This is a genomic window from Photorhabdus tasmaniensis (assembly GCF_011189505.1).
Taxonomy (GTDB): domain Bacteria; phylum Pseudomonadota; class Gammaproteobacteria; order Enterobacterales; family Enterobacteriaceae; genus Photorhabdus; species Photorhabdus tasmaniensis.
The window spans coordinates 18,027-44,905 of record NZ_PUJU01000002.1; the positions used below are offsets into that span (position 1 = coordinate 18,027).

Sequence of the window (26,879 nt, forward strand, 5' to 3'; positions counted from 1 at the left end):
AATAAAATAAGGACTGATACATGAGTCAACGTAGCACCTCTGTGACAAGGGTCACGAGTTATCTTTTAATTTACCTTACCGCTGTTTATCCCCTTCATCCGGCTATTGCGGCTGGGATAACACCGGATAACAGCCAAATACAGGTACAAAATCAGGGTAATATCCCGGTGGTGAATATCGCCACACCGAATGACGCCGGGATATCCCATAACACCTATCAAGAGTTTAACGTTGCCACTCAAGGTGCCGTACTCAATAACGCCACTCAGGCAGCCCAATCACAACTGGCCGGGCAACTTAACGCCAACCCTAATCTAAAGGACAAAGCGGCTGAACTGATTATCAATGAAGTCACCGGCAACGGGCGCTCTGAACTGCAAGGTCAGTTGGAAATTGTCGGCAATAAAGCCAACGTGATGATTGCCAACCCTAACGGCATCACCTGTGATGGCTGTGGCTTTATCAATACCGCCAGCGCCACCCTGACCACCGGTAAACCCCTGTTTGATAAACAAGGTGCGCTGGAAGCACTCGAAGTGAAACAGGGACAGATCACCATTGGTAGCAAAGGGCTGGATGGCAAAGCGACGGATTATGTCGATATCATCAGCCGGGCAACGGAGTTAAACGGGAAAATTCAGGCTAACACTCTCTCTCTGACGCAGGGAGCCAACCGCATCAGCTTAAAAGACGGCACGGTTAACTCTCTCGCCGGAGAAGGCGCTAAACCACAATTAGCCATTGATACCAAAGCGCTGGGCGGCATGTATGCCAATAAAATCCGGCTGGTGGCTACTGAAGATGGTGTTGGGGTGAATTTGAAAGAGTTAACCAGTGACCAGCGTGATATCACTTTAAACGCTAACGGTAAAATCGAATTAGGCAATACCAATGCTAAAACCGACTTAAATATTATCGGCAAAGAAACGCATATTGCCCCGAATATTACCGTGCAAGCAGAGCGGGATATGACTCTGGCAAACACCACGCTGGAGAATAAAGGCCGCGTCACCGCCGGTCGGGATATGCGGGTATTTGGTGACACCGTACGCAATACCGGTGATAAAGCCTTGCTGCAAGCCAACGATAATCTGTGGATACAGAAAGATGCGCAGGGAAATAAAGGTCAGTTAGTCGAGAACAGATCGGCGACAATAAAAACCGTCAAGGGGGATTTGGTCGTCAGGACAAAAGATCTGAATAATACCCGCAATGTCTTTGTTATGCAAAATAAGCCGGTAACACCGGATTTTACAGACAGAGATATGACCGTATTTAATGATGTCAATATTTTTGGCAAGCCCTATGCTATAACAGCAGAGTTGACACCACTTCCTGACAAATGGTTCGGTCATGCCTATTTCAGTCGTCTTAGTTTTGAGGATAACAGAACAGAAAAAGCTTATTTAAATAATGCCAGAATGAAAAGCAGGGTATTAGAAAATTCTCTGCCCGGTCTTATCCTCTCGGGAAGAAATGCTTATATCAACAGTGATAATTTATCCAATCAGATAAGTAAAATTGCAGCTGAAAAAGATATTTTTCTGACTGGAAATAAGCTTATTAATGAAAGCAAAAGAAAAAGCTCACTCAATGATTTTATTATTTATGATCTTAAGCTTGAACCTGCCCCGACTATTTATCCTTACAAAAAATCAGGTGAAACCCAGACCTTGAATGATGAGGACGATGTCATTGAGCCGGCAAGCCTCATCGCGAAAGGTAGCATTGTTGCTGATTTCAAAGACAGTATCACCATTAATACCGCCCTTCCTTATGACATTAAAACTGTCTCGGAAATTAATGTCAAAGAACGACCGGAAACCTTATCGGCGATGAATATTATTCTCCATGCCGGGCAAATTAATATCACTGATAAAATAAAGGCCATAAATGAATTAAACATTATCGCTGAAAAAGAGATTAATCTTAATGATGCTGCACTACTGTCATCAAATAACTTATCCATGACAGCCATCAATAATATTAATGCTCTGCAAAGTGAGGTAAAAGGGCAAGAGATTACCCTTATCAGCCGTCATGGAGACGTCCGGTTTCAGAGCAGTGAAAAACCCGGTTATTTTAATGCCGATAATACCCGTAGAATAAGTACATTAAGTGCTAAGGGTAATTTAACAATCAATGCAGGTAAAAATCTCCTTTTACAAAATACCTATTTAACTCCGAGTACATATATCTCTTTGACAGCAAATAATGATATTGGGATAGAAAATACGGTACGACTCACCCCTCGACAAACGGGTCCTGTGCATTCAGATAAATGGGATCCGGATCTGCTTAATGCTATTTTGCCTGAACAGGAGAAGGGACATCTTGAATTTCTGTTGCCAATGACCGGCGTTTTACATGCCTCAACATCATTGATGATTAATGCGGGCGGTCATTTCTTTACTCAAGGGGCTTTCATCTCAGCCGGAAAAGATGTTTATTTAAGTGCGGCAAAGCATATTGAACTCGGCTCCCGTGAATTGATTTTTCATAAACTAGAGGGCATCTTTTTATCGAGTTATTATATTCCACCTTCACGTTCACTGGTATTAGGTAGCAGGATCACAGCAAAGAATAATATCAGCCTGATAAGTGGCGGTGATATTAACGGGAAAGCCGTTCAGATACAGGCTAGCGGCAATACATTATTATCCGCTGGAAGAAATATTACATTACCTGCCCTGGCTTATTCTGCAATTAACCCGGCTAATGATAACAACAAGGATGACCGACATATTATTGCTCAAGTCCGGGGTGATAAAAAACTGACGATGGCAGCAAATGGCGCGATCACCACTGCGGGGACTCAATTGACTTCTGACGGTGATGTCACGCTCTCCTCCGGCGGTAATCTGCGTTTTGAATCGGTGCAAAATCACATCTACCGGGAAAGCGGCAGGGAATTCACCAAATCAGTGAGCCAGCAAGGCACCGAATTGACCAGTGGCGGCATCCTCACGCTTATCTCAAACGGCAGTATCCTTTTCCAGACCACTAAACTGGCGGCCAAAGGGGCAATGGATGTCGCGGCACAAGGCGGCTACCTGTACGCTCAGGCGATGGAAGAGTCCAGCCACTATGAGAAAACAGAGACCAAACGCCGGTGGTATGGCAGAAAGAAAACCACCACACGCACCCGTCATGATGTCACGAACAAAGTCACTGAATTTACCGCCGGCGGCGATATTAACCTGTTAAGCCGGGATGACAGCACCTATGAAGCCAGCAAAATCACCACCAATCAACATGCTAAACTGACCAGTACGCACGGTCAGGTTAATTTCAAAGCGGTAAAAAACAGCACTTTTGCGCAAACGATTACCCATTCCAAAGGCTTTTATATCACGCAGACAGATAAAGGTTACACCGAAAATACCTGGGTGCTTCCTGCTATTCATCTCGGTGGAAAACTCACCGTCGAAGCCGCTAACGGGGTCAGCGCGGATATTAAAGCTAAAAATGGTCAGTCATTACACAATGCCCTTTCCGTCTTTGGTAATACCCCGGAAACCGCCTGGTTGAAAGGACTGAGTGAACGTCAGGATGTGCAATGGAGCTTAGTCAACGATGCATATGACAGCTGGGATTATAAAAGCCAGCACCTGAATTCGGTGGTTTCGGCGGTCATCGCGATTGCCGTGGCTACCGTGACGGCAGGTGCAGGCATAACAGCTTCGGTGGCCGGATCAGCCGCAGGCACGGCAGGTTCAGCGGCGACGGCTGCGGGGGCAACCGCCAGCACCGCGGCTACTGTGGGATCAATGGCTTACGGTGCGACAGCTTCCGGCATGGCGGCGCTGGCCTCTCAGGCGGCGGTCACTCTGGTGGATAATCAGGGTGACCTGTCCAAAACCTTAAAGGCCATGGGCAGCAGCGATACGGTTAAATCCATCTTCACATCCATGGCAATGGGCGGCGCACTGGCGGGTTTTGACACGGTGATGGGATGGGATAACGCGGCGAATGGCGCAAAACTGGATCCATCAAAGGCAACATTACCTTCCCTGAGCAACGGCGATTGGAGCAAAGTGGCTCAACGGGTTGCGGGCCAGTCCATTATAGGTGCCAGTCTGGGGACAACGATTAATGGCGGCAGTTTTAAAGACAATTTCACCACGGCTTTGCTGTCTAATATTGGCAGCCAGATGAATGCGGAAGGGGCCAATCTGATTGGCAATAACGGCCAAATTCTTGGTGTGCCGGGTAAAGCGATTAGCCATGCTGCGGTATCCGCTCTGGCCGCCGAGATAGGTGGAGGCAATGCCAAAGGGGCTGCGGCGGGTGCGTTGGCAGCAGAACTGGCAGCAATCACGCTGGATAAAACGTTCAGCGACCCAATGAGCATTCAGGCTGGCGGTAAAATTATCGGCGGCGTGGCCGGTGCGATTGCAACTAATAGCGCAGAAGGTGCTAACAGTGGTGCTAGTGCCGGGGAAATCGTTATTGTCTATAATTCGCTGGCACACCTTCTGTCTGCGGCTGAGAAAGAAAGACGGGGTACAATCAAAGCTTACGAGGAGAAAAAGAGAGCCTTTTGTCAGCAGTCACCGGAGGCGTGTAAGCAAGCCGGAGAGATTATCAGCTTTGGTACTGACTTCGTGCCGGTTATCGGTGATATTAAAGGCTTTGTAGAGGCTGAAAGCGCATTAGATTATCTGGTAGCCGCGATAGCCATTATTCCCGGTGCAGGTGATGCCGCTGGGAAGACGATTAAAGCGGCAGAGAAAGCACTAAAGAATGGGGATGTTGGAAAAGCGTCTAAACTGATTAATAAAGTCAGTGATGAAATCTCTGCATATAACTCGGCAACTTATCCAAAATTGAAACATAACTTGGCAAAACAAAATTTGCACAACATTGCTTCGCAGGATTCAAGGCTAGCAGCTGCGATTAAAGGGGACAATGGTAAGGTTAACTTTGGTATAGGAAATGGAAGTCGTGAAGAAGCTGATCGGTTGGGTAAAATTTGGGTTGGTGATGGTGCGAGGCCAATCAGTGATGGAACTGGATTAGTTAGTGCTGATGGTACTCGTATATATCGTTTCCCGACAGAGAAGAAAAATAGCAAGCATGCCTCAACAGGAACTCAAGCTAATTTTGAAACCTTTAAAATAAACCCATCTACAAGCGATAAAATTAAGATAGGAAACGGTCATTTGGATATCCAATAGGATGAATTTTTATGAAAGCGGAACTAAAAAGCATATCTAGTGATGATTATGATCTAGATTCATATTTTCCTGATAACGAAGATGAATTCTTATTAAGAGTCATATTGCGCATTGGAGAAAAAGATAGTGAAGGGGCAGATAATTTTGATTTATTTATCTGCACTCCAGATTGGCTATTAAAACATCACTGGACCCCAGAATTAATCAGGCATATGTTACTTATACGAAAATATGATCTGGCTGAAATCACCAAAACCATAACAGATTATATAGATAAGTGTGAATGTAAAGGCTGGGAGGAAATAGCTGAAAAGCTCTCCCGTGTCTTTGCCTGGGAATATGAGGATTACCAAAGCTGATATTGATAGCCCCAGCCCTATACTTGCCTCTCAATTCAATCTCTTGGTTACGAGGCAGAATTTGGCTGGGGTTTCTTTATCCTCTGGTTACTACTTACCTACTCAGCAAAAATTGGTCACAAATCTGGCGTCGCTAACAGTAGTGCTATTACCGAGGAAATCGTTATTGTCTATAATTCGCTGGCACACCTTCTGTCTGCGGCTGAGAAAGAAAGACGGGGTACAATCAAAGCTTACGAGGAGAAAAAGAGAGCCTTTTGTCAGCAGTCACCGCAGGCGTGTAAGCAAGCCGGAGAGATTATCAGCTTTGGTACTGACTTCGTGCCGGTTATCGGGGATATTAAAGGTTTTGTAGAGGCTGAGAGCGCATTAGATTATCTGGTAGCCGCGATAGCCATTATCCCCGGTGCAGGTGATGCCGCAGGGAAGACGATTAAAGCGGCAGAGAAAGCGTTAGTTAAAAGTGATGTAGCAGAAGCTTCCAGACTGATTAATAAGGCCAGTGATGAAGTTAATACAGCGAAATATTTTGGGCAGGAAAGAAAATACTGGTCAGCTAATCCAATTGAATTTCAAGGGAATAAGGTTTATCAGAGAAATGATATATTCGATCTAAAATATATTGACCCAAAATCAGGAAAAACGAACGTAGAGCTAATGTCGTCTGGTCGCGCACCAATCGGTACAGATGGTAAACCAGTGAATCTTCACCACATGTTACAGAAACAAGATGGCGCAATTGCAGAAATCACACAGTCTTTTCATAAAGAAAATCATGGAGTTATACATATTAATGATAATAGTATTCCTTCAGGCATAAATAGAGCAGAATTTAACAAATGGCGCATTAGCTATTGGAAAGACAGGGCCAAAAGCTATAAATAGGTGAAAAAAATGAACAATGATTTAGATAAAGTTATTGATCAGATAAAACTTCTATCTGGTGGAGAAAAAAACAATATAGACCTTCCAGACGATGAGTTACTAACACAATATGAACATGATATTGGTTTCACTTTTCCAGCTGATTATAAAAAAGTCTTAAAGGAAATAGGAAATGTTTTCTATGGAACCATAGAATTATTGTCAGTAACTAAAGATAAAAAAAATTATGGGGAGCTGTCTCAATCTCTTGATGATGCAAGAAAGTTAGGGGTACCTAAAGACTGGTTGCCTATTTGTGAAGATAACGGAAACTATTACTGTCTGCTTGCTGATGGTCAAGTTAGATACTGGTCCCATGATGGCTATAGTGACGAGATGTGGTCAGATATCACCGATTGGATCCAACAAGTATGGATAAATAGTTATTAATAAATACTCACCCCAGCTACAACTGGGGTTTCTTTAATGCGCTGGTTACTACTTTATCAGTAAAAATTATTAAAAAAACCGGTAGCAATCACGCTGGATAAAACGTTCAGCGACCCAATGAGCATTCAGGCTGGCGGTAAAATTATCGGCGGCGTGGCCGGTGCGATTGCAACTAATAGCGCAGAAGGTGCTAACAGTGGTGCTAGTGCCGGGGAAATCGTTATTGTCTATAATTCGCTGGCACACCTTCTGTCTGCGGCTGAGAAAGAAAGACGGGGTACAATCAAAGCTTACGAGGAGAAAAAGAGAGCCTTTTGTCAGCAGTCACCGGAGGCGTGTAAGCAAGCCGGAGAGATTATCAGCTTTGGTACTGACTTCGTGCCGGTTATCGGTGATATTAAAGGCTTTGTAGAGGCTGAAAGCGCATTAGATTATCTGGTAGCCGCGATAGCCATTATTCCCGGTGCAGGTGATGCCGCTGGGAAGACGATTAAAGCGGCAGAGAAAGCACTAAAGAATGGGGATGTTGGAAAAGCGTCTAAACTGATTAATAAAGTCAGTGATGAAATCTCTGCATATAACTCGGCAACTTATCCAAAATTGAAACATAACTTGGCAAAACAAAATTTGCACAACATTGCTTCGCAGGATTCAAGGCTAGCAGCTGCGATTAAAGGGGACAATGGTAAGGTTAACTTTGGTATAGGAAATGGAAGTCGTGAAGAAGCTGATCGGTTGGGTAAAATTTGGGTTGGTGATGGTGCGAGGCCAATCAGTGATGGAACTGGATTAGTTAGTGCTGATGGTACTCGTGTTTACCGTTTTCCCAAAGAAAAACCAAATACTCCGGCAGAGTTTACTAATACTGGTGTACAGGCTAACTTTGAAATATTAAAAGATGGTAAAAGAGTAAGTAATGGGCATCTGGATGTAACAAAATGAAAGGTCAATTAAAATTAATGGGAGTTAATTCGGCTGATTTTAGTTTGGATAATTATCAGCCTGAAGAAGACTCTTTTGGGTTATGGGTAAACCTTTGTATTGGGCCAGATGATAACTCAGGCGGGCATGATTATCAGGTTCTTATCTGCACCCCCGAATGGCTGTGTAAGCATAAATGGGAACCTGAGTTGATACGTCATACACTTCTGGTACGTGAGTATAATTTGGATGAAATTAAAAAGACCATTACAAACTATATCGATCAGTGCAAGGGGCAAGATTGGATGGAGATAGCACAAAAACTATCTCGTGTCTTTGCCTGGGAATATGAGGATTACCAAAGCTAATATTTATAGCCCCAGCCCTATACTTGCCTCTCAATCCAATCTCTTGGTTAAGAGGCAGAATTTGGCTGGGGTTTCTTTATCCTCTGGTTACTACTTACCTACTCAGCAAAAATTGGTCACAAATCTGGCGGCGATAACAGTGGTGCTAATGTTGGGGGAATCGTTATCCTCTTCAATTACCTGCATTTCATGAGTGTTTACAATCTGACCAAAGAGCTTCAAGAGGCCAATAAGCAGGGTGCCTCTACCGAAGCCATCTGGAACAAATACGGGGCACTGAGCGCTGTACAACGGGCAGAAATGTTGTCTGACTGTGCCGGGAGTGGTGGGTTATGTACGCTAACCTACCAAGCTGAAATGGAAGGGGGGATAAAAACAGCCGATGCCGTTAGTGGCCTGAGATGGATGTTTAGCTTGTCGGAAGAAGATGCTCATCGTCTTAGCCAGTTTGTGACGACAGAAAACCAGAACGATTTAGGGCTGTTATATAACTCATTGCCCGCCTGGGAAAAAGGTGCACTAATAGCCAAAGAAGCGATAGAATCTGCCGGTATCGGTGGTAAGGTTTCAGTTGCTTCCATTATTGGAAAGAATAAACAACCTAATCAGAGCACAGAGAGGAAACCTGAGGCTGGGAAGGGAGTAACTACTTACCCATAAGGAATTCATTTTAATATTAACCAGTAAAATCACTCGATATAGAACAGGTATTGTTATAACTAATTGACTGACTGTATCCTATTTGAAATTCATTAAGAAATGGAATCGATAAAAGACGAGATTAAGCAGTCTCTTTTTAACATTATGCACCTTCTCCTTTGACTTGTTTTCCCTTTTTAGGCGATCGGCAAGTTGCTTTTTTTGGTGAAATGCTATCCTCCGATTATTTTACATTTAACAGTCTTGGCATGACCATTTAAAAGCATAAAAACAGAGATATTAAAGCTTTTATATAAAAGTCGGATTTAACTATAAGTGCCGTTTTAAAAAGAACGTTAATTAAATTTAATTGAATTCCATTAACCATTAACCATTAACAGAAAATCGAAAATAAATCAGCGAGAAGAACTATCATCCTAAAAAACATAAAATAGTATCTTTATACCATCAGGCTATTTACGCGTTGATTTATGAAGATAAAGAATTTATAAAAACCACTTGGAATTGCCAGTAAAATAGCGATAAAAAATGAGAAAAGAATTGGCTTTACTAAAGCTTATGCTTCACTTCCAACCAGCCCTTGTGTACCAAGACATACAGCCTTTTCATCTAAACGGCCCGTGGAAACAGTAATATTGTTTAAGAAGAAAACAGAATGCGTAGGTGTATCGGTATTATGGAAAGCTATTTAATAACGTTTTCAACTGGAGATTAAACTTTTTTATCAGCCAGTTAAATAATCGTTTATAAAAAATCCGAATAACAAAAGCCGCAAATAAATCATTTAGAGACTGTAATTTAAACTTGTTTTATACTACTTTACCTCGCCCAACAGCATTGCTTTTCTACGGTTTCATTTAAATCATGCCTCTTTTTATACCATGAATGTGATTTAACGCTTAAATACCCGTTTAATCATTATAACCTTTCTGATAAATGAATTAGCCAGAATTTTCAATATTGTTGATATAATAAAACGTTATTAAATGAATTAACCGATTTATTTAAGCATAATTTAAATAGATACGGGTGAGTGAGGTTAAGTGAAAATCTAAAATAAGATGGTGAGTCTATTTTAACAAATAAACGATTTTATTCTGATAACCCTAATCATTTTCAAAATGATTTTAACTAAATCACATGCCATTTATTATGCTAAAAATAACTCTTTTATTGAAGGCAAGAAAATAACCATAAAACAAAATATCTCAAATGTAAAATAAATCTCTTTTTAAAAAGTTAAAAACTTTCTATTTAAACACACCACTAAACAATCAAATCACGTTTGAAAACTGACGCAGGTAAATATCAAAGCATACAGATAATGCGGATTTCAGCAGGCTACGATCTGGATCTCGTCGGTACTCAGTTAATGTCTAGCTCAAAGCCCTAACTATAAAGTTAGAGCTTTGCCCTTAATCGTGATCGGATTTTGTTATTATTTTTTCAACTGGCTTTGGAAATCACGTTGAGTGTAGCCGGTATAGAGTTGACGAGGACGGGCGATTTTCACACCGTCATCATGCATTTCGTTCCAATGGGCTATCCAGCCGATGGTGCGGGCAATGGCAAAAATAACAGTGAACATGGTGGATGGAATACCCATGGCTTTCAGAATAATGCCTGAGTAGAAATCTACGTTCGGATACAGTTTCTTCTCAATAAAATATGGGTCGTGCAGAGCAATTCTCTCAAGCTCCATTGCAACTTCCAGCAGGCTATCATTCAGGCCGAGTTCATCCAGTACTTCATGGCAGGTTTCACGCATGACTGTTGCGCGCGGATCATAGTTTTTGTAAACACGATGACCAAATCCCATCAGGCGGAAAGCGTCGTTCTTATCTTTAGCGCGTTCAATAAATTCAGGAATATGTTCAACTGACTGAATTTCTTCCAGCATACGCAGACAAGCTTCGTTTGCACCGCCATGCGCAGGCCCCCAAAGGGAAGCGATACCTGCGGCGATACAGGCAAATGGGTTAGCCCCGGAAGAACCTGCGGTACGTACTGTTGAGGTAGAGGCGTTCTGTTCGTGGTCGGCATGCAGGATCAGGATGCGATCCATGGCACGTTCCAGCACTGGGTTCACTCTATATTCTTCGCATGGGGTGGAGAACATCATATGCAGGAAATTGCCGGCATAGGAGAGGTCATTGCGGGGATAAACGAACGGTTGACCAATAGAATATTTGTAGCACATTGCAGCCACTGTCGGCATTTTGGACAGCAGGCGGTACGCAGTAATATCACGATGAAGCGGGTTGTTCACATCAAGGGCATCGTGGTAGAAAGCCGCCAGAGCACCGGTGACACCACACAGTACTGCCATTGGATGAGAATCACGGCGGAAGCCGTTGAACAGACGATGGATCTGTTCATGGATCATGGTATGGCGGGTAACGGTTTTTTTGAATTTATCAAACTGCTCTTGTGCTGGTGTTTCGCCATAAAGCAGGATATAGCAAACTTCCAGATAAGTGGATTTTGTCGCTAGCTGGTTGATAGGGAAACCTCGGTGAAGCAATACGCCTTCATTACCATCAATATAGGTGATCTTGGATTCACAAGATGCTGTGGAAGTAAAACCAGGGTCGTAGGTATAAAAACCTTTGGAGCCAAGAGTACGAACGTCGATGACTTGAGACCCAAGGGTCGGGGTTAGCACGTCCAATTCAATAGCAACTGTACCATTTGGGGGGGTTAGAGTTGCTTTGTTATCTGCCATTACAGTCTCCTTAGCGCTTTCATTTTTATAACTCTTAACAACCACGGCGGAAAGATACAGTATAGGGTCTATCTCATCAGGCTATTTTATTGACCATTCTTTAGTGGTCATAAACGGGCCTGGAGAGTGCTCTGACAAAAGCGATAACTTTTGAACGCACTTTGTATGGCCCGCGCCGGTGAGCGATTTGTTAGTGAATCGCTTGTTACAGACTGCGTGCATATTCCGGTTGCTGCGCGCGATCTGTGCCCTCCATTTATTGACAAGAATGGCCTACACCAATAATGCCCAGTGGAATAGGTTTTTATACTGTGCTCCCTGGCACTGTGTTCCCGGAGACAATTTGAAATCAGGCCAATATCACATTTAAGGCTGAAATCTTACCCCGGACGACAATGGTTTTCAGATTGTTAGCGAGTTTTTGAGTGTTATGTTTTATGCATGACTACAAAAAAAATTATGATTTGTGTGGACTACACAGTTACATAACTTTAGCTTTTAGTGAAGTTTTTCCTCTTATCAGAAATCAATCTCAAAAGTACTTTCAAGCATATATGTAAGATAAATGTTTAAAGTTTGTCAAACAAGATAATTAATTTTGTGCAATATGTTTGAATCGTGATCTCAATCACTGTTCAGTGGAAATGTAGCTAATCATATTGTGTTGGAATTGTAATAATAATGTGAAGCACCTATACTGCCGCCAGGTCTCCGGATTATCCTGCTGTAGGAGCACCCAGCGTAACTAAAAAATCACGACATTTTTTAACATGAGGATCTCTCATTTGATTAAATGTTGTGTCTTTGTATCCCATTATCGCTGTCTGATTTCCGCCCAGGTCCGGAGGAAGGAAAATAATAAAAGAGCTGTGTGGGCAAAATTGTGAAAAAACAAAGACCTGTCAACCTTGATTTGCAGACGATACATTTTCCAGTCTCTGCAATAGCCTCGATCTTGCACCGTGTCTCTGGCGTCATTACTTTCATAGCAGTAGGAATTCTCCTCTGGTTGTTAGGGATGTCTCTCTCCTCGCAAGAAGGGTTTCAGCAAGCCGCCGATATTATGACGGGATTTTTCGCCAAGTTTATCGTGTGGGGTATTCTGACCGCACTGGCTTACCATATCAGTGGTGGTATCCGTCATATGTTGATGGATTTCGGCTACTTGGAGGAAAACTTGGTGGTCGGTAGTCTCTCTGCCAAAGTGGCAATCGGGATTGCTGTGATTCTGTCGATTCTGGCTGGAGTACTGGTATGGTAAGTAACGCTTCTGCATTGGGTCGCACGGGTATCCATGATTGGTTATTATTGCGTGCGTCCGCAATCATTATTGTTTTATATGTTCTCTATATGTTGGGCTTTGTCGCGATAACGTCGGATATCACTTATGAAGTCTGGCGGGGTTTCTTCTCCTCATCCATCACTAAAGTCTTCACCGTGCTGGCACTGTTTTCCATCCTGGCTCACGCCTGGATTGGGATGTGGCAAGTACTGACTGACTATGTAAAGCCACTGGCGCTGCGCTTGGTGTTGCAATTGGCGATTATCGTTACACTGATGGCTTATTTGATTTACGGAACAATTGTGGTGTGGGGTGTATAGATGAAACTGCCAGTAAGAGAGTTTGACGCGGTCGTTATTGGCGCGGGGGGGGCGGGTATGCGTGCCGCGCTGCAAATTTCACAAATGGGATTATCCTGTGCTTTGATTTCCAAAGTATTCCCAACCCGTTCTCATACTGTATCTGCGCAAGGTGGTATCACCGTTGCACTGGGCAACTCTCATGAAGATAACTGGGAGTGGCACATGTATGACACGGTAAAAGGTTCCGACTATATCGGTGACCAGGATGCGATTGAATACATGTGTAAAACTGGCCCGGAAGCGATTCTGGAGCTGGAACACATGGGATTGCCATTTTCTCGTTTGGATGACGGCCGTGTTTATCAGCGCCCATTCGGTGGCCAGTCAAAAAACTTTGGTGGTGAACAGGCCGCTCGTACTGCCGCAGCCGCAGACCGTACCGGTCATGCATTGTTGCATACCCTGTATCAGCAGAACTTAAAAAATCACACCACTATTTTTTCTGAATGGTATTCGTTGGACCTGGTTAAAAACCAGGATGGCAGCATTGTGGGTTGTACGGCTATCTCGATTGAAACCGGTGAAGTTGTTTATTTCAAAGCGAAGGCGACGATTTTGGCGACCGGTGGTGCAGGCCGTATTTATCAATCCACAACCAACGCCCACATTAATACCGGTGACGGTGTAGGTATGGCACTACGTGCTGGTGTACCTGTGCAGGATATGGAAATGTGGCAATTCCACCCGACCGGTATCGCGGGAGCTGGGGTTTTGGTAACCGAAGGTTGCCGTGGTGAAGGCGGTTATTTGCTGAATAAAGATGGCGAGCGCTTTATGGAGCGTTACGCGCCAAATGCCAAAGACCTGGCTGGTCGTGATGTGGTGGCCCGTTCCATCATGATAGAAATCCGCGAAGGCCGTGGTTGTGATGGTCCTTGGGGGCCACATGCCAAGTTGAAACTGGATCATTTGGGTAAAGAGGTGTTGGAATCTCGTCTGCCGGGCATTCTTGAACTGTCCCGTACTTTTGCCCACGTTGATCCGGTAAAAGAGCCGATTCCGGTTATTCCAACCTGCCACTATATGATGGGCGGTATCCCAACGAAAGTGACCGGTCAGGCGCTGGCTGTGAACGAGAAAGGTGAAGATGTGGTTATTCCGGGCTTGTTCGCTGTTGGTGAAATTGCCTGCGTATCGGTTCACGGTGCAAACCGTCTGGGGGGGAACTCTCTGCTGGATTTGGTGGTGTTTGGCCGTTCTGCCGGTTTACATCTGAAAGAGTCGCTGATGGAGCAGGGTACCAGCCGCGAAGCCAGTGAATCTGATATTGAGCAATCACTGCAACGTCTGAACCGTTGGGATAGCACGCGTACTGGCGAAGATCCGGTGGAAATTCGTAAAGATTTGCAGGCGTGTATGCAGAATAACTTCTCGGTATTCCGTGAAGGTGATGCCATGGCGAAGGGCCTGGAAGAGCTGAAAGTTATCCGTGAACGTCTAAAAAGTGCGCGTTTGGATGATACTTCCTCAGAGTTCAATACCCAGAGAATTGAGTGTCTGGAACTTGATAACCTGATGGAAACGGCGTTTTCTACGGCGGTTGCCGCTAACTTCCGTACTGAGAGCCGTGGTGCTCATAGCCGTTTCGACTATCCTGATCGTGATGATGCAAACTGGTTATGCCATACCCTCTATCTGCCGCAAACTGAGACCATGACGCGTCGTGATGTCAACATGCAGCCAAAACTGCGTGAAGCATTCCCGCCGAAAGCGCGTACTTACTAATGAGTTGCTGATGATCCAGTTGCGAAGGAATAGATTATGAAACTTGAATTTTCGATTTATCGTTACAACCCGGATGTTGACAGCGCGCCTCATATGCAGGATTACACGCTGGAAGCAAAAGATGGGCGTGACATGATGTTGCTGGATGCGTTAATTCAGCTTAAAGAGCAGGATCCAACACTCTCTTTCCGTCGTTCTTGCCGTGAAGGGGTTTGTGGTTCAGACGGCCTCAACATGAATGGTAAAAATGGCCTGGCCTGTATTACACCGGTTTCGGCTTTGCGGCGTGGCAGCAAGAAGATTGTGATCCGTCCGCTACCGGGTTTGCCGGTTATCCGTGATTTGGTTGTGGATATGGGGCAATTCTATGCGCAATATGAGAAGATCCGCCCATATTTGCTGAATGATGGTAAAAACCCACCGGCGCGTGAGCATTTACAGTCACCGGCACAAAGGGAAAAACTGGATGGCCTGTACGAATGTATTCTGTGTGCATGTTGTTCAACCTCTTGTCCGTCATTCTGGTGGAATCCAGACAAATTTATCGGGCCTGCGGGTTTGCTGGCAGCATATCGCTTCCTGATCGACAGTCGAGATACGGAAACCGATGCACGGTTAGATAAGCTGAATGATGCTTTCAGTGTTTTCCGCTGCCATAGCATCATGAATTGCGTTAGTGTGTGCCCTAAAGGGTTAAATCCAACAAAAGCGATTGGTCATATTAAGTCTATGTTGTTAAAACATAGCGCGTAATTGGCCTGCCCTCCGCGCAGTTTTCGCTGCGGAGGGCACAAAGAATTGAGAATGATGAGTTGCCAACTGCTAATGATGACAAAAGCTTTGAGGCAAGGAATTTTTAAAAACCATTTAACGGTTTTTAAAGGTTCCTTGAAGGGTTCCGAAACCCAAAGAGAACATGCATAAAGCACGTCCAAATGAACCTTTTATCGACACCGCATTTAAGCGGTGATAGTTAACCACGGCGAAAACTAAAGCTTTTAAAGCTTAAGGGATCACAATGCAGAACGGCGCAATGAAGGACTGGCTGGATTCAAGCTTCCTGGCTGGTTCAAACCAGTCTTACATAGAGCAAGTCTATGAAGACTATATAACCAATCCAAACTCTGTTGATGCAAGTTGGAGAGAAATTTTCCAACAATTGCCGGATGCGGGATTAAGCGGTGAACAACTCCACTCGCAGACGCGTGATTACTTCCGCCGCCTTGCGAAAGATACTACGCGTTATCACTCCTCTGTCAGCGATCCGGCAATGGATGCAAAACAAGTCAAGGTTTTGCAGCTCATCAACGCATTCCGTTTCCGCGGCCATCAAAATGCCAATCTTGATCCGTTGGGATTATGGAAGCAGGATAGTGTTCCTGATTTAGATCCTGCTTTCCATAATCTGACGGAAGCCGATTTTGCCGAGACATTTAATGTCGGTTCTTTTGCTCTCGGTAAAGAAACGATGAAATTGGCGGATTTGTATGAAGCACTGAACCACACTTATTGCGGTTCTATTGGCGCTGAATACATGCATATCACCAATACGGAAGAAAAACGTTGGATTCAGCAGCGTCTGGAATCTGTTACCGTTAGCTCCCAGTTCAGCGCAGAGGAAAAACAGCGTTTTCTGGCGGAACTGACGGCGGCTGAAGGTTTGGAACGTTATCTGGGCGCGAAGTTTCCGGGAGCGAAACGTTTCTCTCTTGAAGGTGGTGATGCATTGATCCCCATGTTGAAGGATCTTATCCGTCATGCGGGTAAGAACGATACACGGGAAGTTGTGATGGGGATGGCTCATCGTGGTCGCCTCAACGTTCTGGTTAATATCTTGGGCAAAAAACCGGCGGATCTGTTCGATGAGTTTGCCGGTAAGCATAAAGAGCACCTTGGTACCGGCGACGTGAAATACCATCAAGGTTTCTCATCTGATTTTGCCACCGAGGGTGCCAAGGTTCATTTGGCATTGGCATTTAATCCATCTCATCTTGAGATTGTCAGCCCTGTGGTTATTGGTTCAGTACGTGCCCGCCGTGATCGTCTGGATGAAGGCCGCAGCAATATGGTGTTGCCAATCACTATCCACGGTGATGCTGCCGTTACCGGTCAGGGCGTTGTGCAGGAAACCCTGAATATGTCTCAGGCCCGTGGTTATGAGGTGGGAGGTACGATTCGTATTGTTATCAACAACCAGATTGGTTTCACCACGTCTAATCCGAAAGATGCCCGTTCAACACAATACTGTACCGATATCATCAAAATGGTACAAACGCCGATTTTCCACGTTAATGCAGACGATCCCGAAGCGGTGGCATTTGTTACCCGTCTGGCTCTGGATTTCCGTAATGCCTTTAAACGTGACGTGATGATCGATCTGGTATGTTATCGCCGTCATGGTCATAACGAAGCTGATGAGCCAAGTGCGACTCAGCCAATGATGTATCAGAAAATTAAGAAACACCCAACGCCACGTCAAATCTACGCTGACAAGCTGGTTGCTGAGAAGTTGATATCAGCCGATGATGTGACTGAGATGGTGAATCTGTATCGTGATGCCCTCGACCGTGGTGATTGTGTAGTTGAAGAGTGGCGCTCAATGGGGCTGCACTCATTTACATGGGAGCCTTATCTTAATCACGATTGGGATGAAGAATATCCACATATAGTCGATATTAAGCGTTTGCAGGATCTGGGCAGACGTATCAGCTCTGTCCCGGCAGAAGTAGTAATGCACTCCCGCGTAGCGAAAATTTATAATGACCGTGCAGAGATGGCTAACGGTGATAAATTGTTTGATTGGGGTGGTGCAGAAACTTTAGCCTATGCGACTTTAGTTGATGAAGGTGTTGCGGTGCGTTTGTCTGGTGAGGATGCGGGCCGTGGTACTTTCTTCCATCGTCATGCTGTTATTCATAATCAGACTAATGGTTCTGTTTATGTGCCTCTGGCGAACGTTCATAACGGTCAGGGTGTGTTCGATGTATGGGATTCTGTTCTATCGGAAGAAGCTGTTCTGGCGTTTGAATATGGTTATGCAACAACAGAACCCCGTGCTCTGACCATCTGGGAAGCGCAGTTTGGTGATTTCGCTAACGGCGCACAGGTTGTTATTGACCAGTTCATCAGCTCTGGGGAGCAGAAATGGGGCCGTATGTGTGGTCTGGTTATGCTGTTGCCGCACGGTTATGAAGGTCAGGGGCCTGAACATTCTTCAGCCCGCCTGGAACGCTATCTGCAACTGTGCGCAGAACAGAACATGCAGGTTTGCGTACCGTCAACGCCGGCTCAGGTCTACCACATGCTTCGCCGTCAGGCTCTGCGCGGTATGCGCCGTCCATTGATTGTTATGTCACCAAAATCACTGTTACGTCATCCGTTAGCGGTTTCCAGCCTGGATGAACTGGCTAACGGTAAATTCCAGACAGTTATTGGTGAAGTTGATACGCTGGATCCTAAAGGTGTTAAACGGGTTGTGCTTTGTTCAGGTAAAGTTTACTACGACCTGTTGGATCAACGTCGTAAGAACGAACAAACTAATGTTGCTATCGTCCGTATTGAGCAACTGTATCCGTTCCCTCATCAAGATGTTCAATCAGCATTGGAACAGTATGCCCATGTACACGATTTTGTCTGGTGCCAGGAAGAGCCGTTAAACCAAGGAGCCTGGTATTGCAGTCAGCATAACTTCCGTGAAGTGATCCCGTTCGGGGCTTCTTTACGTTATGCAGGTCGTCCTGCGTCTGCTTCCCCGGCAGTTGGATATACGTCAGTTCACCAGCAGCAGCAGCAAGAGCTGGTTAATGACGCACTGAACGTTGAATAAATAAGGATTGAAAATGAGTAGCGTAGATATTCTGGTTCCTGTTTTGCCCGAGTCTGTTGCTGATGCCACTGTTGCAGTCTGGCACAAAAAAGAGGGTGACCGTGTTGAACGTGATGAAGTGCTGGTTGAAATCGAAACGGATAAAGTGGTACTGGAAGTGCCTGCCAGTGAAGCCGGTGTTTTAGAAGCCATTTTAGAAGTGAAAGATGCAACCGTTCTGTCCAGTCAGCTTCTTGGTCGTATCCGTTTGGGCGATAGCACCGGTAAGCCAACAGAAGTAAAAGAAAAAACGGAAGCAACTTTGGCTAAACGCCAGACGGCGGGTTTGGAAGAAGAGAGCAACGATGCACTCAGCCCGGCGGTTCGCCGTCTGATTGCAGAGCATGATCTTGATGCCAAAGCGATTAAAGGCAGTGGTGTCGGTGGGCGTATTGTTCGTGAAGACGTGGAAAAACACATGGCTGATAACGAAAAAACGGGTAATAAACCAGCAGCAGTCTCTGCTTCTGCCCAGGATTCTTTGTTGCCGCACCGCAGCGAAAAACGTGTTCCAATGACTCGCCTGCGTAAGCGCGTGGCTGAACGTCTGCTGGAAGCGAAAAACAACACGGCGATGTTGACAACGTTTAACGAAGTTAACATGAAGCCAATTCAGGAAATGCGTAAGCTGTACGGCGAAGCGTTTGAAAAACGCCACGGTGTGCGTCTGGGCTTTATGTCTTTCTATGTGAAAGCTGTGGTTGAAGCACTGAAACGCTATCCGGAAGTGAATGCTTCTATTGATGGCACTGATGTGGTTTACCACAACTATTTCGATATCAGTATTGCGGTATCGACACCGCGTGGTCTGGTCACGCCGGTACTGCGTGATGCGGATGCACTCAGCATGGCTGAACTCGAAAAACGTATTAAAGAGCTGGCTATCAAAGGCCGTGACGGTAAATTGACCGTCGAAGAGTTGACCGGCGGTAATTTCACGATCACCAATGGCGGTGTATTTGGCTCTTTAATGTCTACGCCGATCATTAACCCGCCACAGAGCGCGATTCTTGGTATGCACGCCATTAAAGATCGTCCGATGGCGGTGAATGGTCAGGTAGAGATCCTTCCGATGATGTATCTGGCACTGTCTTATGACCACCGTCTGATCGATGGACGCGAATCTGTAGGCTTCCTGGTGACCATTAAAGAAATGCTGGAAGATCCGGCACGTTTGCTGCTGGACGTATAGCAACATAATAAGGGCAGATACGCGCTAATATCTGCCCGGTCTGAAGTAAACCAATGTACATGCACAGCCGGTCTTTGGACTGGCTATATCCAAAGCAACAAAAAAATTAAGAGAGCAACTTGCTCCTCTCAGACTAGATTATGGATAGAACATCATGAATTTACACGAGTATCAGGCAAAACAGCTTTTTGCACGGTATGGTTTACCCGCTCCGGCTGGTTATGCCTGCACTACACCGCGTGAAGCAGAAGAAGCGGCATCTAAAATTGGTGCTGGCCCTTGGGTGGTTAAGTGCCAGGTTCACGCTGGCGGTCGCGGTAAAGCGGGTGGCGTGAAATTGGTTAACAGTAAAGAAGAAATTCGCGCTTTCGCTGAACAATGGTTGGGCAAACGTCTGGTCACTTACCAAACAGATGCGCAAGGGCAGCCTGTTCACCAGATTTTGGTCGAAGGGGCAACTGATATTGCGAAGGAGTTGTATCTCGGTGCTGTAGTTGATCGTGGTACGCGTCGTGTAGTGTTCATGGCCTCTACTGAAGGTGGCGTTGAAATTGAAAAAGTTGCGGAAGAAACTCCGGAACTGATTCATAAAGCGATTATTGACCCACTGGTTGGCCCTATGCCTTATCAGGGGCGTGAACTGGCATTTAAACTGGGATTAACCGGTAAACAAATCAGCCAGTTCACTAAAATTTTCTTAGGATTGGCAAATCTGTTCCTGGAGCGCGATCTGGCTCTGGTTGAAATTAATCCGCTGGTTATCACGACTCAGGGTGATCTGATTTGTCTGGATGGCAAACTGGGCGCTGATGGTAACGCCCTGTTCCGTCAGGCTGAACTGCGTGAAATGCATGATCCATCTCAGGAAGATCCGCGTGAAGCGCAGGCGGCACAGTGGGAACTGAATTATGTCGCGCTGGATGGCAACATTGGTTGCATGGTAAATGGCGCAGGTCTGGCAATGGGGACGATGGATATCGTTAAATTGCATGGTGGGGCACCGGCAAACTTCCTTGATGTGGGTGGTGGTGCAACCAAAGAACGTGTTACAGAAGCGTTTAAAATCATCCTGTCAGATGAAAATGTGAAAGCAGTATTAGTTAACATCTTTGGTGGTATTGTCCGTTGTGACCTGATTGCTGACGGTATTATTGGTGCGGTGGAGGAAGTGGGTGTTCACGTACCGGTTGTTGTTCGTTTGGAAGGGAACAATGCTGAACTGGGTGCGAAAAAACTGGCTGACAGTGGTTTGAATATCATTGCCGCAACCAGCCTGACAGACGCCGCGAAGCAAGCAGTAGCCGCAGTGGAGGCCAAATAATGTCTATTTTAATCGATAAAAACACCAAAGTTATCTGTCAAGGTTTTACCGGTAGTCAGGGGACTTTCCATTCAGAACAAGCGATTGCTTATGGCACCCAAATGGTGGGTGGTGTTACGCCAGGTAAAGGTGGTACTGAGCATCTGGGATTGCCTGTTTTCAATACGGTTCGTGAAGCGGTAGAAGCGACCGGGGCAACGGCCTCCGTTATCTATGTTCCGGCTCCATTCTGTAAAGACTCTATTCTGGAAGCTATCGACGCTGGCATCAAACTGATCATCACGATTACTGAGGGTATCCCGACTCTGGATATGCTGGCGGTTAAAGTGAAACTGGATGAAGCCGGTGTTCGTATGATCGGCCCTAACTGCCCGGGTGTTATTACACCGGGTGAATGTAAGATCGGCATTATGCCGGGCCACATTCATCTGGCAGGGAAAGTCGGTATCGTTTCCCGTTCAGGCACACTGACTTATGAAGCAGTAAAACAGACCACTGATGCAGGTTTAGGACAATCTACTTGTGTTGGTATCGGTGGTGACCCAATTCCAGGTTCTAACTTCATTGATATCCTGAAATTGTTCCAGCAAGATCCACAAACAGAAGCCATCGTCATGATTGGTGAAATTGGTGGTAATGCGGAAGAAGAAGCGGCGGCTTATATTAAACAGCACGTCACTAAGCCTGTTGTTGGCTACATCGCAGGTGTGACTGCACCGAAAGGTAAGCGTATGGGCCATGCCGGTGCCATTATTGCCGGTGGTAAAGGAACTGCTGACGAAAAATTTGCTGCTCTGGAAGCTGCGGGTGTGAAGACGGTTCGTAGCTTGGCAGACATCGGTGATGCAGTGAAAGAGTTACTTGCTGGCAAGTAAGCGCTGATAAGTAATATTTATCTATAAGGCCACTGTAAAGTGGCCTTATACTGTTAAAAAAGCCTGTTAAAAATAGGTTTTTTTAACCATCAAAAATTTCGAATCCCATCTTTAGCCGATTGGTTTTCTCCATCGGGCTTCAACATTCTGTAATTACTGTTTTTCGTTAACCGGATTTCATTCTCAACCATAAAAATAATACAAATGCGCTATTTTAGATTTTAGTGCTGACTAAAGAGTCAGCACTTTGTTATTAATCTGAGAGATTAATTTGATATCGACACTTTTCTTTGCAGATTATTATCACCGACCAAAATGCCACCGGCAAAAAGCACAGCATCTTCAGGTAACAATTCACTTTGGCTATCTGTCTTTTCTAAGACAAAATTATACACGTTTGATGGCTCTGATTTTCTCTGTTTAACTGAGGTAAGAGTAGTTTGTCCATCACGTGTATGTATCGTATCACCGATCTTAAGTTCATCGGCTTTGACTATTCCTCGTAATGTTGAGACAGGATGTGTTGGCGTCAGTGAAACTTGCTCACCATTATTGTAAATTAAATCAATAAATTCAGTATCATGACCTGTAATACGCTCTTTTACTTGTAAGATGCCTCCTTGTTTTGTTAAAACTTTATCGCCTCTGCGTATATTTTCAACTTTCCGTTTTGAACCGTCAGCCATATCTATTAATGTGCCTTCTGCAATACAGCCATATTGGATTTGAATGGGTGGATAGATGAATTGTGAGGGGTGCTTATTACCTTCCGTACCATCATTGGGATCATTGGTATAACTAAACGGGACAAAAAATATTTGATCACCTTTAGTCGTTATAATAGTAGCCATTAAGTTTAGTACATATCTTTCGTTATTTTTCCAGCATATTGGTCCAAAATCAGCGTAACCTGTGTTTTTAGAAAATTCCCATGATAAATTTGTATTATTGCCGCTGATAGGATGATTATTGACTTTTGTATGTCTCCAAAATCCATCGTTATCTATTGTTCTTACTTTACATGCACCTCCAGTATCAAGACCGACCAGCGTCAGATTTGCCGCTGGTGATGCTTGTCCAACTGATGTAGGCTTCCCTTTTTTATCAATAGCGATAGGGTTTCTGAATGTAACATGACCTGCTATTTCCAGCTTGATTGTTGACTCATGATTTGGTTTGCCAGGTGATGTTGGGCCATAATCGCATTCACTAGTAGCCCGTGGTTCAGGGTTTTCTCTATTTAAGCAAACGATTAATGGATTACGTTTGTCTAAATTCTTTATACGAACTGGTGCTTTATTATGCATACCATTCTCAATAGGCATAGACTGCTTAAGAATGTCGTCATTGTTTATCAGTATATTTGTCTTTTCTAATATTGGTCCATACGTCCCATTAACAGATAACGAACGCCCGTTTTTTGTCCCGTGGAAAAGAACAACAGACCATATTTCAGCATCTGGTTTAAGATTAGTACGGTGAAGTTTACTGGATTGTATAGAAAGGCTCCGTACTTCCTTGCCTGCTGCTTTTTTTGTCTCAGTCATAACCTGCTTGTTGTTCTCATACATTGATAAACCGCTGTATAACCATGTTTGATCTTCATTGGCAGTTTTAATTTCATTTTTGTTTGAAATATAAGAACCAGGAAAATATAAGGAACTAAAAGTTTCAGTTGAAATTAGTTTTAGATCTTTAGAAACTAACATCTGAGGTGAGGCATAATAATCTTGTGGTTCTGTAGTCGAGTTAAGTTCAGTCTGTTTTCTGTTCTTAGGTGTTTCTTTTTGGAGTTTTTTTATCTCATTGATATTAATAAAAATATCAGGATGTGTTTGCTCTGTAATATTATGGGATTTTAATAATGCAATATATCCTTTCTCATTTTGCGGTTGAGTTAAGTCGAGCGTTATAGGTTTATTAGGTTCAAGACTCTTTATGAGCTGAAACATAGCCTGACTTTCCTCGTCAGATAACTTAGTTTTGGTATCCGCAAAGCTGGATATTATCGGGGCAAACATCATGATGAAAAAAATAAATATTCTGTTATATAGAGTCATATTTTATCCCATGAAATAATAGAGGTTTGTAAACCATGAATCATACATGTTTTATATGATATCCATGGTATATTAATATAATATTGAAGCTGCACTATCCACTGAATCTTAAACGGATAGCGTGATAATACCGTAAGTTAATCTTGAAAGTTATGGGTCAAGATAATAATAAAACAGCATAATAATTCCCCCAATTAAATAGTTGTAAAAAAATATATATAACATTCAGGTATTACAGGAAAAAAAGGACATTAAAGATGGTATTATAATTAATAGTCATTTGTAAGAAATTGTCAAGTTCATCATGTTAAATGGTTAACAAATCCCGCTATTTTTCTTACAGGGATTTGTTAACTTCATTCTCCACAGAAACCTGCGATAAGCTGGATATTACGCTGTTATGAAAAGAATATGGCGTGATGCTGGGTTTTAGCTACCGATTTTTAATTTAAATACAGGGCCATATGGCCCCGTATTACTACAATTTATCGTCAGAAACGCGGGTGCTCTCGATTTCTTCCTGTAACTTGTTTCGTTTCAAGTTCCAGAGTGAATCTTCTGGCATTTGGACACGAATATCTAAACGGCAATATTCAGGAATATCACAGGGTTCCCCATCCTGGTAGAACACTTGTTTGCCATTATCATCAACAAATTTGAGTTGCCAGTTCTGAAATTTCTCAGGTAAATGCGAATGTTGGCGGTGACAGACTTCAATGATAATAGAACCATCAGGTTGAATATGATCATCAACAAAAATTAGTTCAAGATTATTATTATTTTGCGGAACAGAAATACCGCCATGTACACCCCAGGCTCCATCAGTGTTATAGCCTGAGATATTTGATATGCGGTATATGCCTATTCCTTCTTTCGTCACTTCTGCACCCGCTGATTCTTCGTTAGTTGAGAATGTTCCATCAGGATAAATTTCTATTATCGGGGAGGATATTTTTAGGTATCCATTAAAATCGGGTTTGGCATTAATATTGTCCCAAAATTTACGTGTGAGTTTATAATACTCATTTATATGATCTGTACGATATGTATCGCCAAAATGCGTAAAAATCAGTCTGTGGCTCCATACATTTTCTTCCCCCTCGCTTGATTCACCATTCATGTTGCTAATTCTTAACTGAACGCCACCATTGCCACGTGGCAGTCCATATTTAGTCAGGAACGACGCGGAAGGGTTAAACCCAGAACAACCATTACGTAGGTTTTCCAATTCATCCAGATGACCGTGTTTCATTGAATGTATTACATTATCTGTTGATATCGCTCCTACATCCTCAGCATTAATATTAATATCCCCAGTCAACACTTTTCCATTTATTTTCAGTGTGTTGCGGACTCTGTCATTAATATTTTCACGCAATGAATTTATGATTTCTTGAATAAATTTCTGTGTCACAGCCAATGTGTCATTATTGCCAATTTCATTTGTCAGTTGAACAATACCCTTTTGTGTTAATGAGGCATTGGGGATTTTTGCTGTGGTTATTTTTTCTAACGCTCTATTTAACTGATCAGTAAGCTTAACTATATCACGATCATCCAGAACATTCTCGCCAGATTGTGTCTTGATAAAATCAGCCACTACAGATGCTATTATTGATGATTGGCGTAATGCCTTATTTAACAAGTGAATGTGAATTTTAATGTCATTTGGTGGAATCCCAGTTTGCAAATACGTATTTTTTTCATACTCTTCTTGGCTCGGCACATTAGCATTATCACCGATAGAAAAAGCTTTAAAATCATTTTTTAGATTCATATACATTCCTTAAATTAAATAACATTTTTTTATAATCAACATATTGAATTATTGAAAAATATCTCCATAATTCACATCAATCATAGTCTAGTTCAGTTAATTAATAATTAAATTCTCTTATACCTTAAAGGATTAACTATTTTTAGTTAATTGGTGAAAATAAAAAATTCAACATCTGAAAGCTATTTTTTCTCTCTCAATTTATTATTGTAAGCCATCCTCAATAATATCCGTGTTATCTAATAATTAATTTACAGTGAAAAATTTGATTTTGTATTAAATAACCAGAAAAAATAGTTATTCATTTAATGTTTGGTGCCAATGAAACATCAACCAAACTCAATAATACCAAATACTTTTTCCAGTTCAGCAACAACACTTTTTCAGCTTCCGACTGCATCTCAGTTTCAACAGCGTATTATGGTGGTGATTAGCGCGAACCTGAAAAAGCCAGCCTGTGGGAGTCGGTTCGGCCATTACTTGCTGGTACGCGCAGTTTTTCTGTTGTGTAAAATATTTTTACATAATTATTGTTGAGCTGTGTAACTTAAAATACTAAGTCATTTCACTTAGTTTGAAGAGAGCTGTCGTTAAGAGGGAAGTGTAGTTCTCGAGTGGCGTGTCATTATGCTATCTGAATGACAGCCAAATGGTGGTGATCTCACTGTTAATGCAAAGTTAATAATAATATTTTCTTAAGAATGAAAATAAAAAATTAATTTCATAAATCATTTCACAGCAATATAGAAATCAATAATTATTTAAATAAACAAATAATTAACAATTTGCCAACCAAAATGAAATAATAGACAGAGTAGTTAACACTAACCAGAAAAAAATTAATAAAATCAATTTATTACTATAGCATTATTTTTCTAATTTGCTTAAATTGA

18 protein-coding genes and 1 pseudogene are annotated in these 26,879 nt (G+C 43.3%); 15 read left to right on the forward strand and 4 right to left on the reverse strand.

Features of this window, described 5'->3' with window-relative positions; genetic code table 11:
• Positions 1-20: 20 nt before the first annotated feature.
• The 7 genes from C5471_RS00740 (at position 21) to C5471_RS00770 (ending at position 8,802) form a co-directional block, all read left to right on the forward strand.
• On the forward strand, positions 21-5,180 hold the full coding sequence (locus C5471_RS00740; RefSeq protein WP_133815132.1) for a DUF637 domain-containing protein: 5,160 nt from the start codon (positions 21-23) through the stop codon (positions 5,178-5,180).
• An 11-nt stretch (positions 5,181-5,191) separates the two neighbouring features.
• Entirely contained in the window at positions 5,192-5,539 is a 348-nt protein-coding gene (locus tag C5471_RS00745) for an immunity 8 family protein (RefSeq protein WP_133815131.1), read from the forward strand.
• Positions 5,540-5,860: 321 nt separating this feature from the next.
• Positions 5,861-6,424, forward strand: a complete 564-nt coding sequence (locus C5471_RS24775) for an HNH/ENDO VII family nuclease (RefSeq protein WP_339959120.1) — start codon at positions 5,861-5,863, stop codon at positions 6,422-6,424.
• Positions 6,425-6,433: 9 nt separating this feature from the next.
• Complete coding sequence (locus C5471_RS00755; protein ID WP_133815129.1) at positions 6,434-6,853, forward strand: SMI1/KNR4 family protein; 420 nt, start codon at positions 6,434-6,436, stop codon at positions 6,851-6,853.
• Positions 6,854-6,970: 117 nt separating this feature from the next.
• Positions 6,971-7,795, forward strand: coding sequence for a hypothetical protein (locus tag C5471_RS24145; protein ID WP_133815128.1), 825 nt, complete (start codon positions 6,971-6,973; stop codon positions 7,793-7,795).
• The gene (locus tag C5471_RS00765) at positions 7,792-8,142 is read left to right on the forward strand and encodes an immunity 8 family protein (protein WP_133815127.1); all 351 of its coding nucleotides are present in this window, start codon (positions 7,792-7,794) and stop codon (positions 8,140-8,142) included. The genes C5471_RS24145 and C5471_RS00765 overlap by 4 nt, the downstream gene beginning before the upstream one ends.
• A 189-nt stretch (positions 8,143-8,331) precedes the next feature.
• Positions 8,332-8,802: a hypothetical protein gene (locus C5471_RS00770; protein WP_207627096.1), complete on the forward strand. Its 471-nt coding sequence runs from the start codon at positions 8,332-8,334 to the stop codon at positions 8,800-8,802.
• A gap of 1,438 nt (positions 8,803-10,240) precedes the next feature.
• Here C5471_RS00770 and C5471_RS00775 read toward each other — a convergent pair.
• Positions 10,241-11,527 carry a citrate synthase gene (locus C5471_RS00775; protein ID WP_133815126.1) on the reverse strand — a complete coding sequence of 429 codons (1,287 nt, stop codon included), beginning with the start codon at positions 11,525-11,527 and terminating at the stop codon, positions 10,241-10,243.
• Between the two features lie 871 nt (positions 11,528-12,398).
• Here C5471_RS00775 and sdhC point away from each other — a divergent pair.
• From sdhC to sucD, 8 genes are all read left to right on the forward strand, one after another.
• Positions 12,399-12,788 (forward strand): succinate dehydrogenase cytochrome b556 subunit, encoded by a 390-nt coding sequence (gene sdhC, locus C5471_RS00780; RefSeq protein WP_133815125.1) that lies wholly within the window; start codon positions 12,399-12,401, stop codon positions 12,786-12,788.
• Complete coding sequence (gene sdhD / locus C5471_RS00785) at positions 12,782-13,129, forward strand: succinate dehydrogenase membrane anchor subunit (protein WP_133815124.1); 348 nt, start codon at positions 12,782-12,784, stop codon at positions 13,127-13,129. The genes sdhC and sdhD overlap by 7 nt, the downstream gene beginning before the upstream one ends.
• A complete protein-coding gene (gene sdhA, locus C5471_RS00790) occupies positions 13,130-14,896 on the forward strand; it encodes a succinate dehydrogenase flavoprotein subunit (protein ID WP_133815123.1) in 1,767 nt (588 codons plus the stop codon).
• Between the two features lie 36 nt (positions 14,897-14,932).
• The gene (locus tag C5471_RS00795) at positions 14,933-15,649 is read left to right on the forward strand and encodes a succinate dehydrogenase iron-sulfur subunit (protein ID WP_133815122.1); all 717 of its coding nucleotides are present in this window, start codon (positions 14,933-14,935) and stop codon (positions 15,647-15,649) included.
• Positions 15,650-15,914: 265 nt separating this feature from the next.
• A complete protein-coding gene (sucA, locus tag C5471_RS00800; protein ID WP_133815121.1) occupies positions 15,915-18,722 on the forward strand; it encodes a 2-oxoglutarate dehydrogenase E1 component in 2,808 nt (935 codons plus the stop codon).
• A gap of 13 nt (positions 18,723-18,735) precedes the next feature.
• Positions 18,736-19,953 (forward strand): 2-oxoglutarate dehydrogenase complex dihydrolipoyllysine-residue succinyltransferase, encoded by a 1,218-nt coding sequence (gene odhB, locus C5471_RS00805; RefSeq protein WP_133815120.1) that lies wholly within the window; start codon positions 18,736-18,738, stop codon positions 19,951-19,953.
• Between the two features lie 154 nt (positions 19,954-20,107).
• On the forward strand, positions 20,108-21,274 hold the full coding sequence (gene sucC / locus C5471_RS00810; protein WP_023045846.1) for an ADP-forming succinate--CoA ligase subunit beta: 1,167 nt from the start codon (positions 20,108-20,110) through the stop codon (positions 21,272-21,274).
• The gene (gene sucD / locus C5471_RS00815; RefSeq protein WP_133815119.1) at positions 21,274-22,149 is read left to right on the forward strand and encodes a succinate--CoA ligase subunit alpha; all 876 of its coding nucleotides are present in this window, start codon (positions 21,274-21,276) and stop codon (positions 22,147-22,149) included. Before sucC ends, sucD begins: the two co-directional genes overlap by 1 nt.
• A 266-nt stretch (positions 22,150-22,415) precedes the next feature.
• Here the strand turns inward: sucD and C5471_RS00820 are convergent, their stop codons facing one another.
• The 3 genes and pseudogenes from C5471_RS00820 to C5471_RS00830 all read right to left on the reverse strand — a co-directional run.
• Positions 22,416-24,209: a Hint domain-containing protein gene (locus C5471_RS00820; RefSeq protein ID WP_133815118.1), complete on the reverse strand. Its 1,794-nt coding sequence runs from the start codon at positions 24,207-24,209 to the stop codon at positions 22,416-22,418.
• Positions 24,210-24,687: 478 nt separating this feature from the next.
• A complete protein-coding gene (locus C5471_RS00825) occupies positions 24,688-25,986 on the reverse strand; it encodes a phage tail fiber protein (RefSeq protein WP_133815117.1) in 1,299 nt (432 codons plus the stop codon).
• Positions 25,987-26,287: 301 nt separating this feature from the next.
• Positions 26,288-26,392: pseudogene (locus C5471_RS00830) on the reverse strand (tail fiber assembly protein); the annotation flags it as partial.
• Between the last annotated feature and the right edge of the window lie 487 nt (positions 26,393-26,879).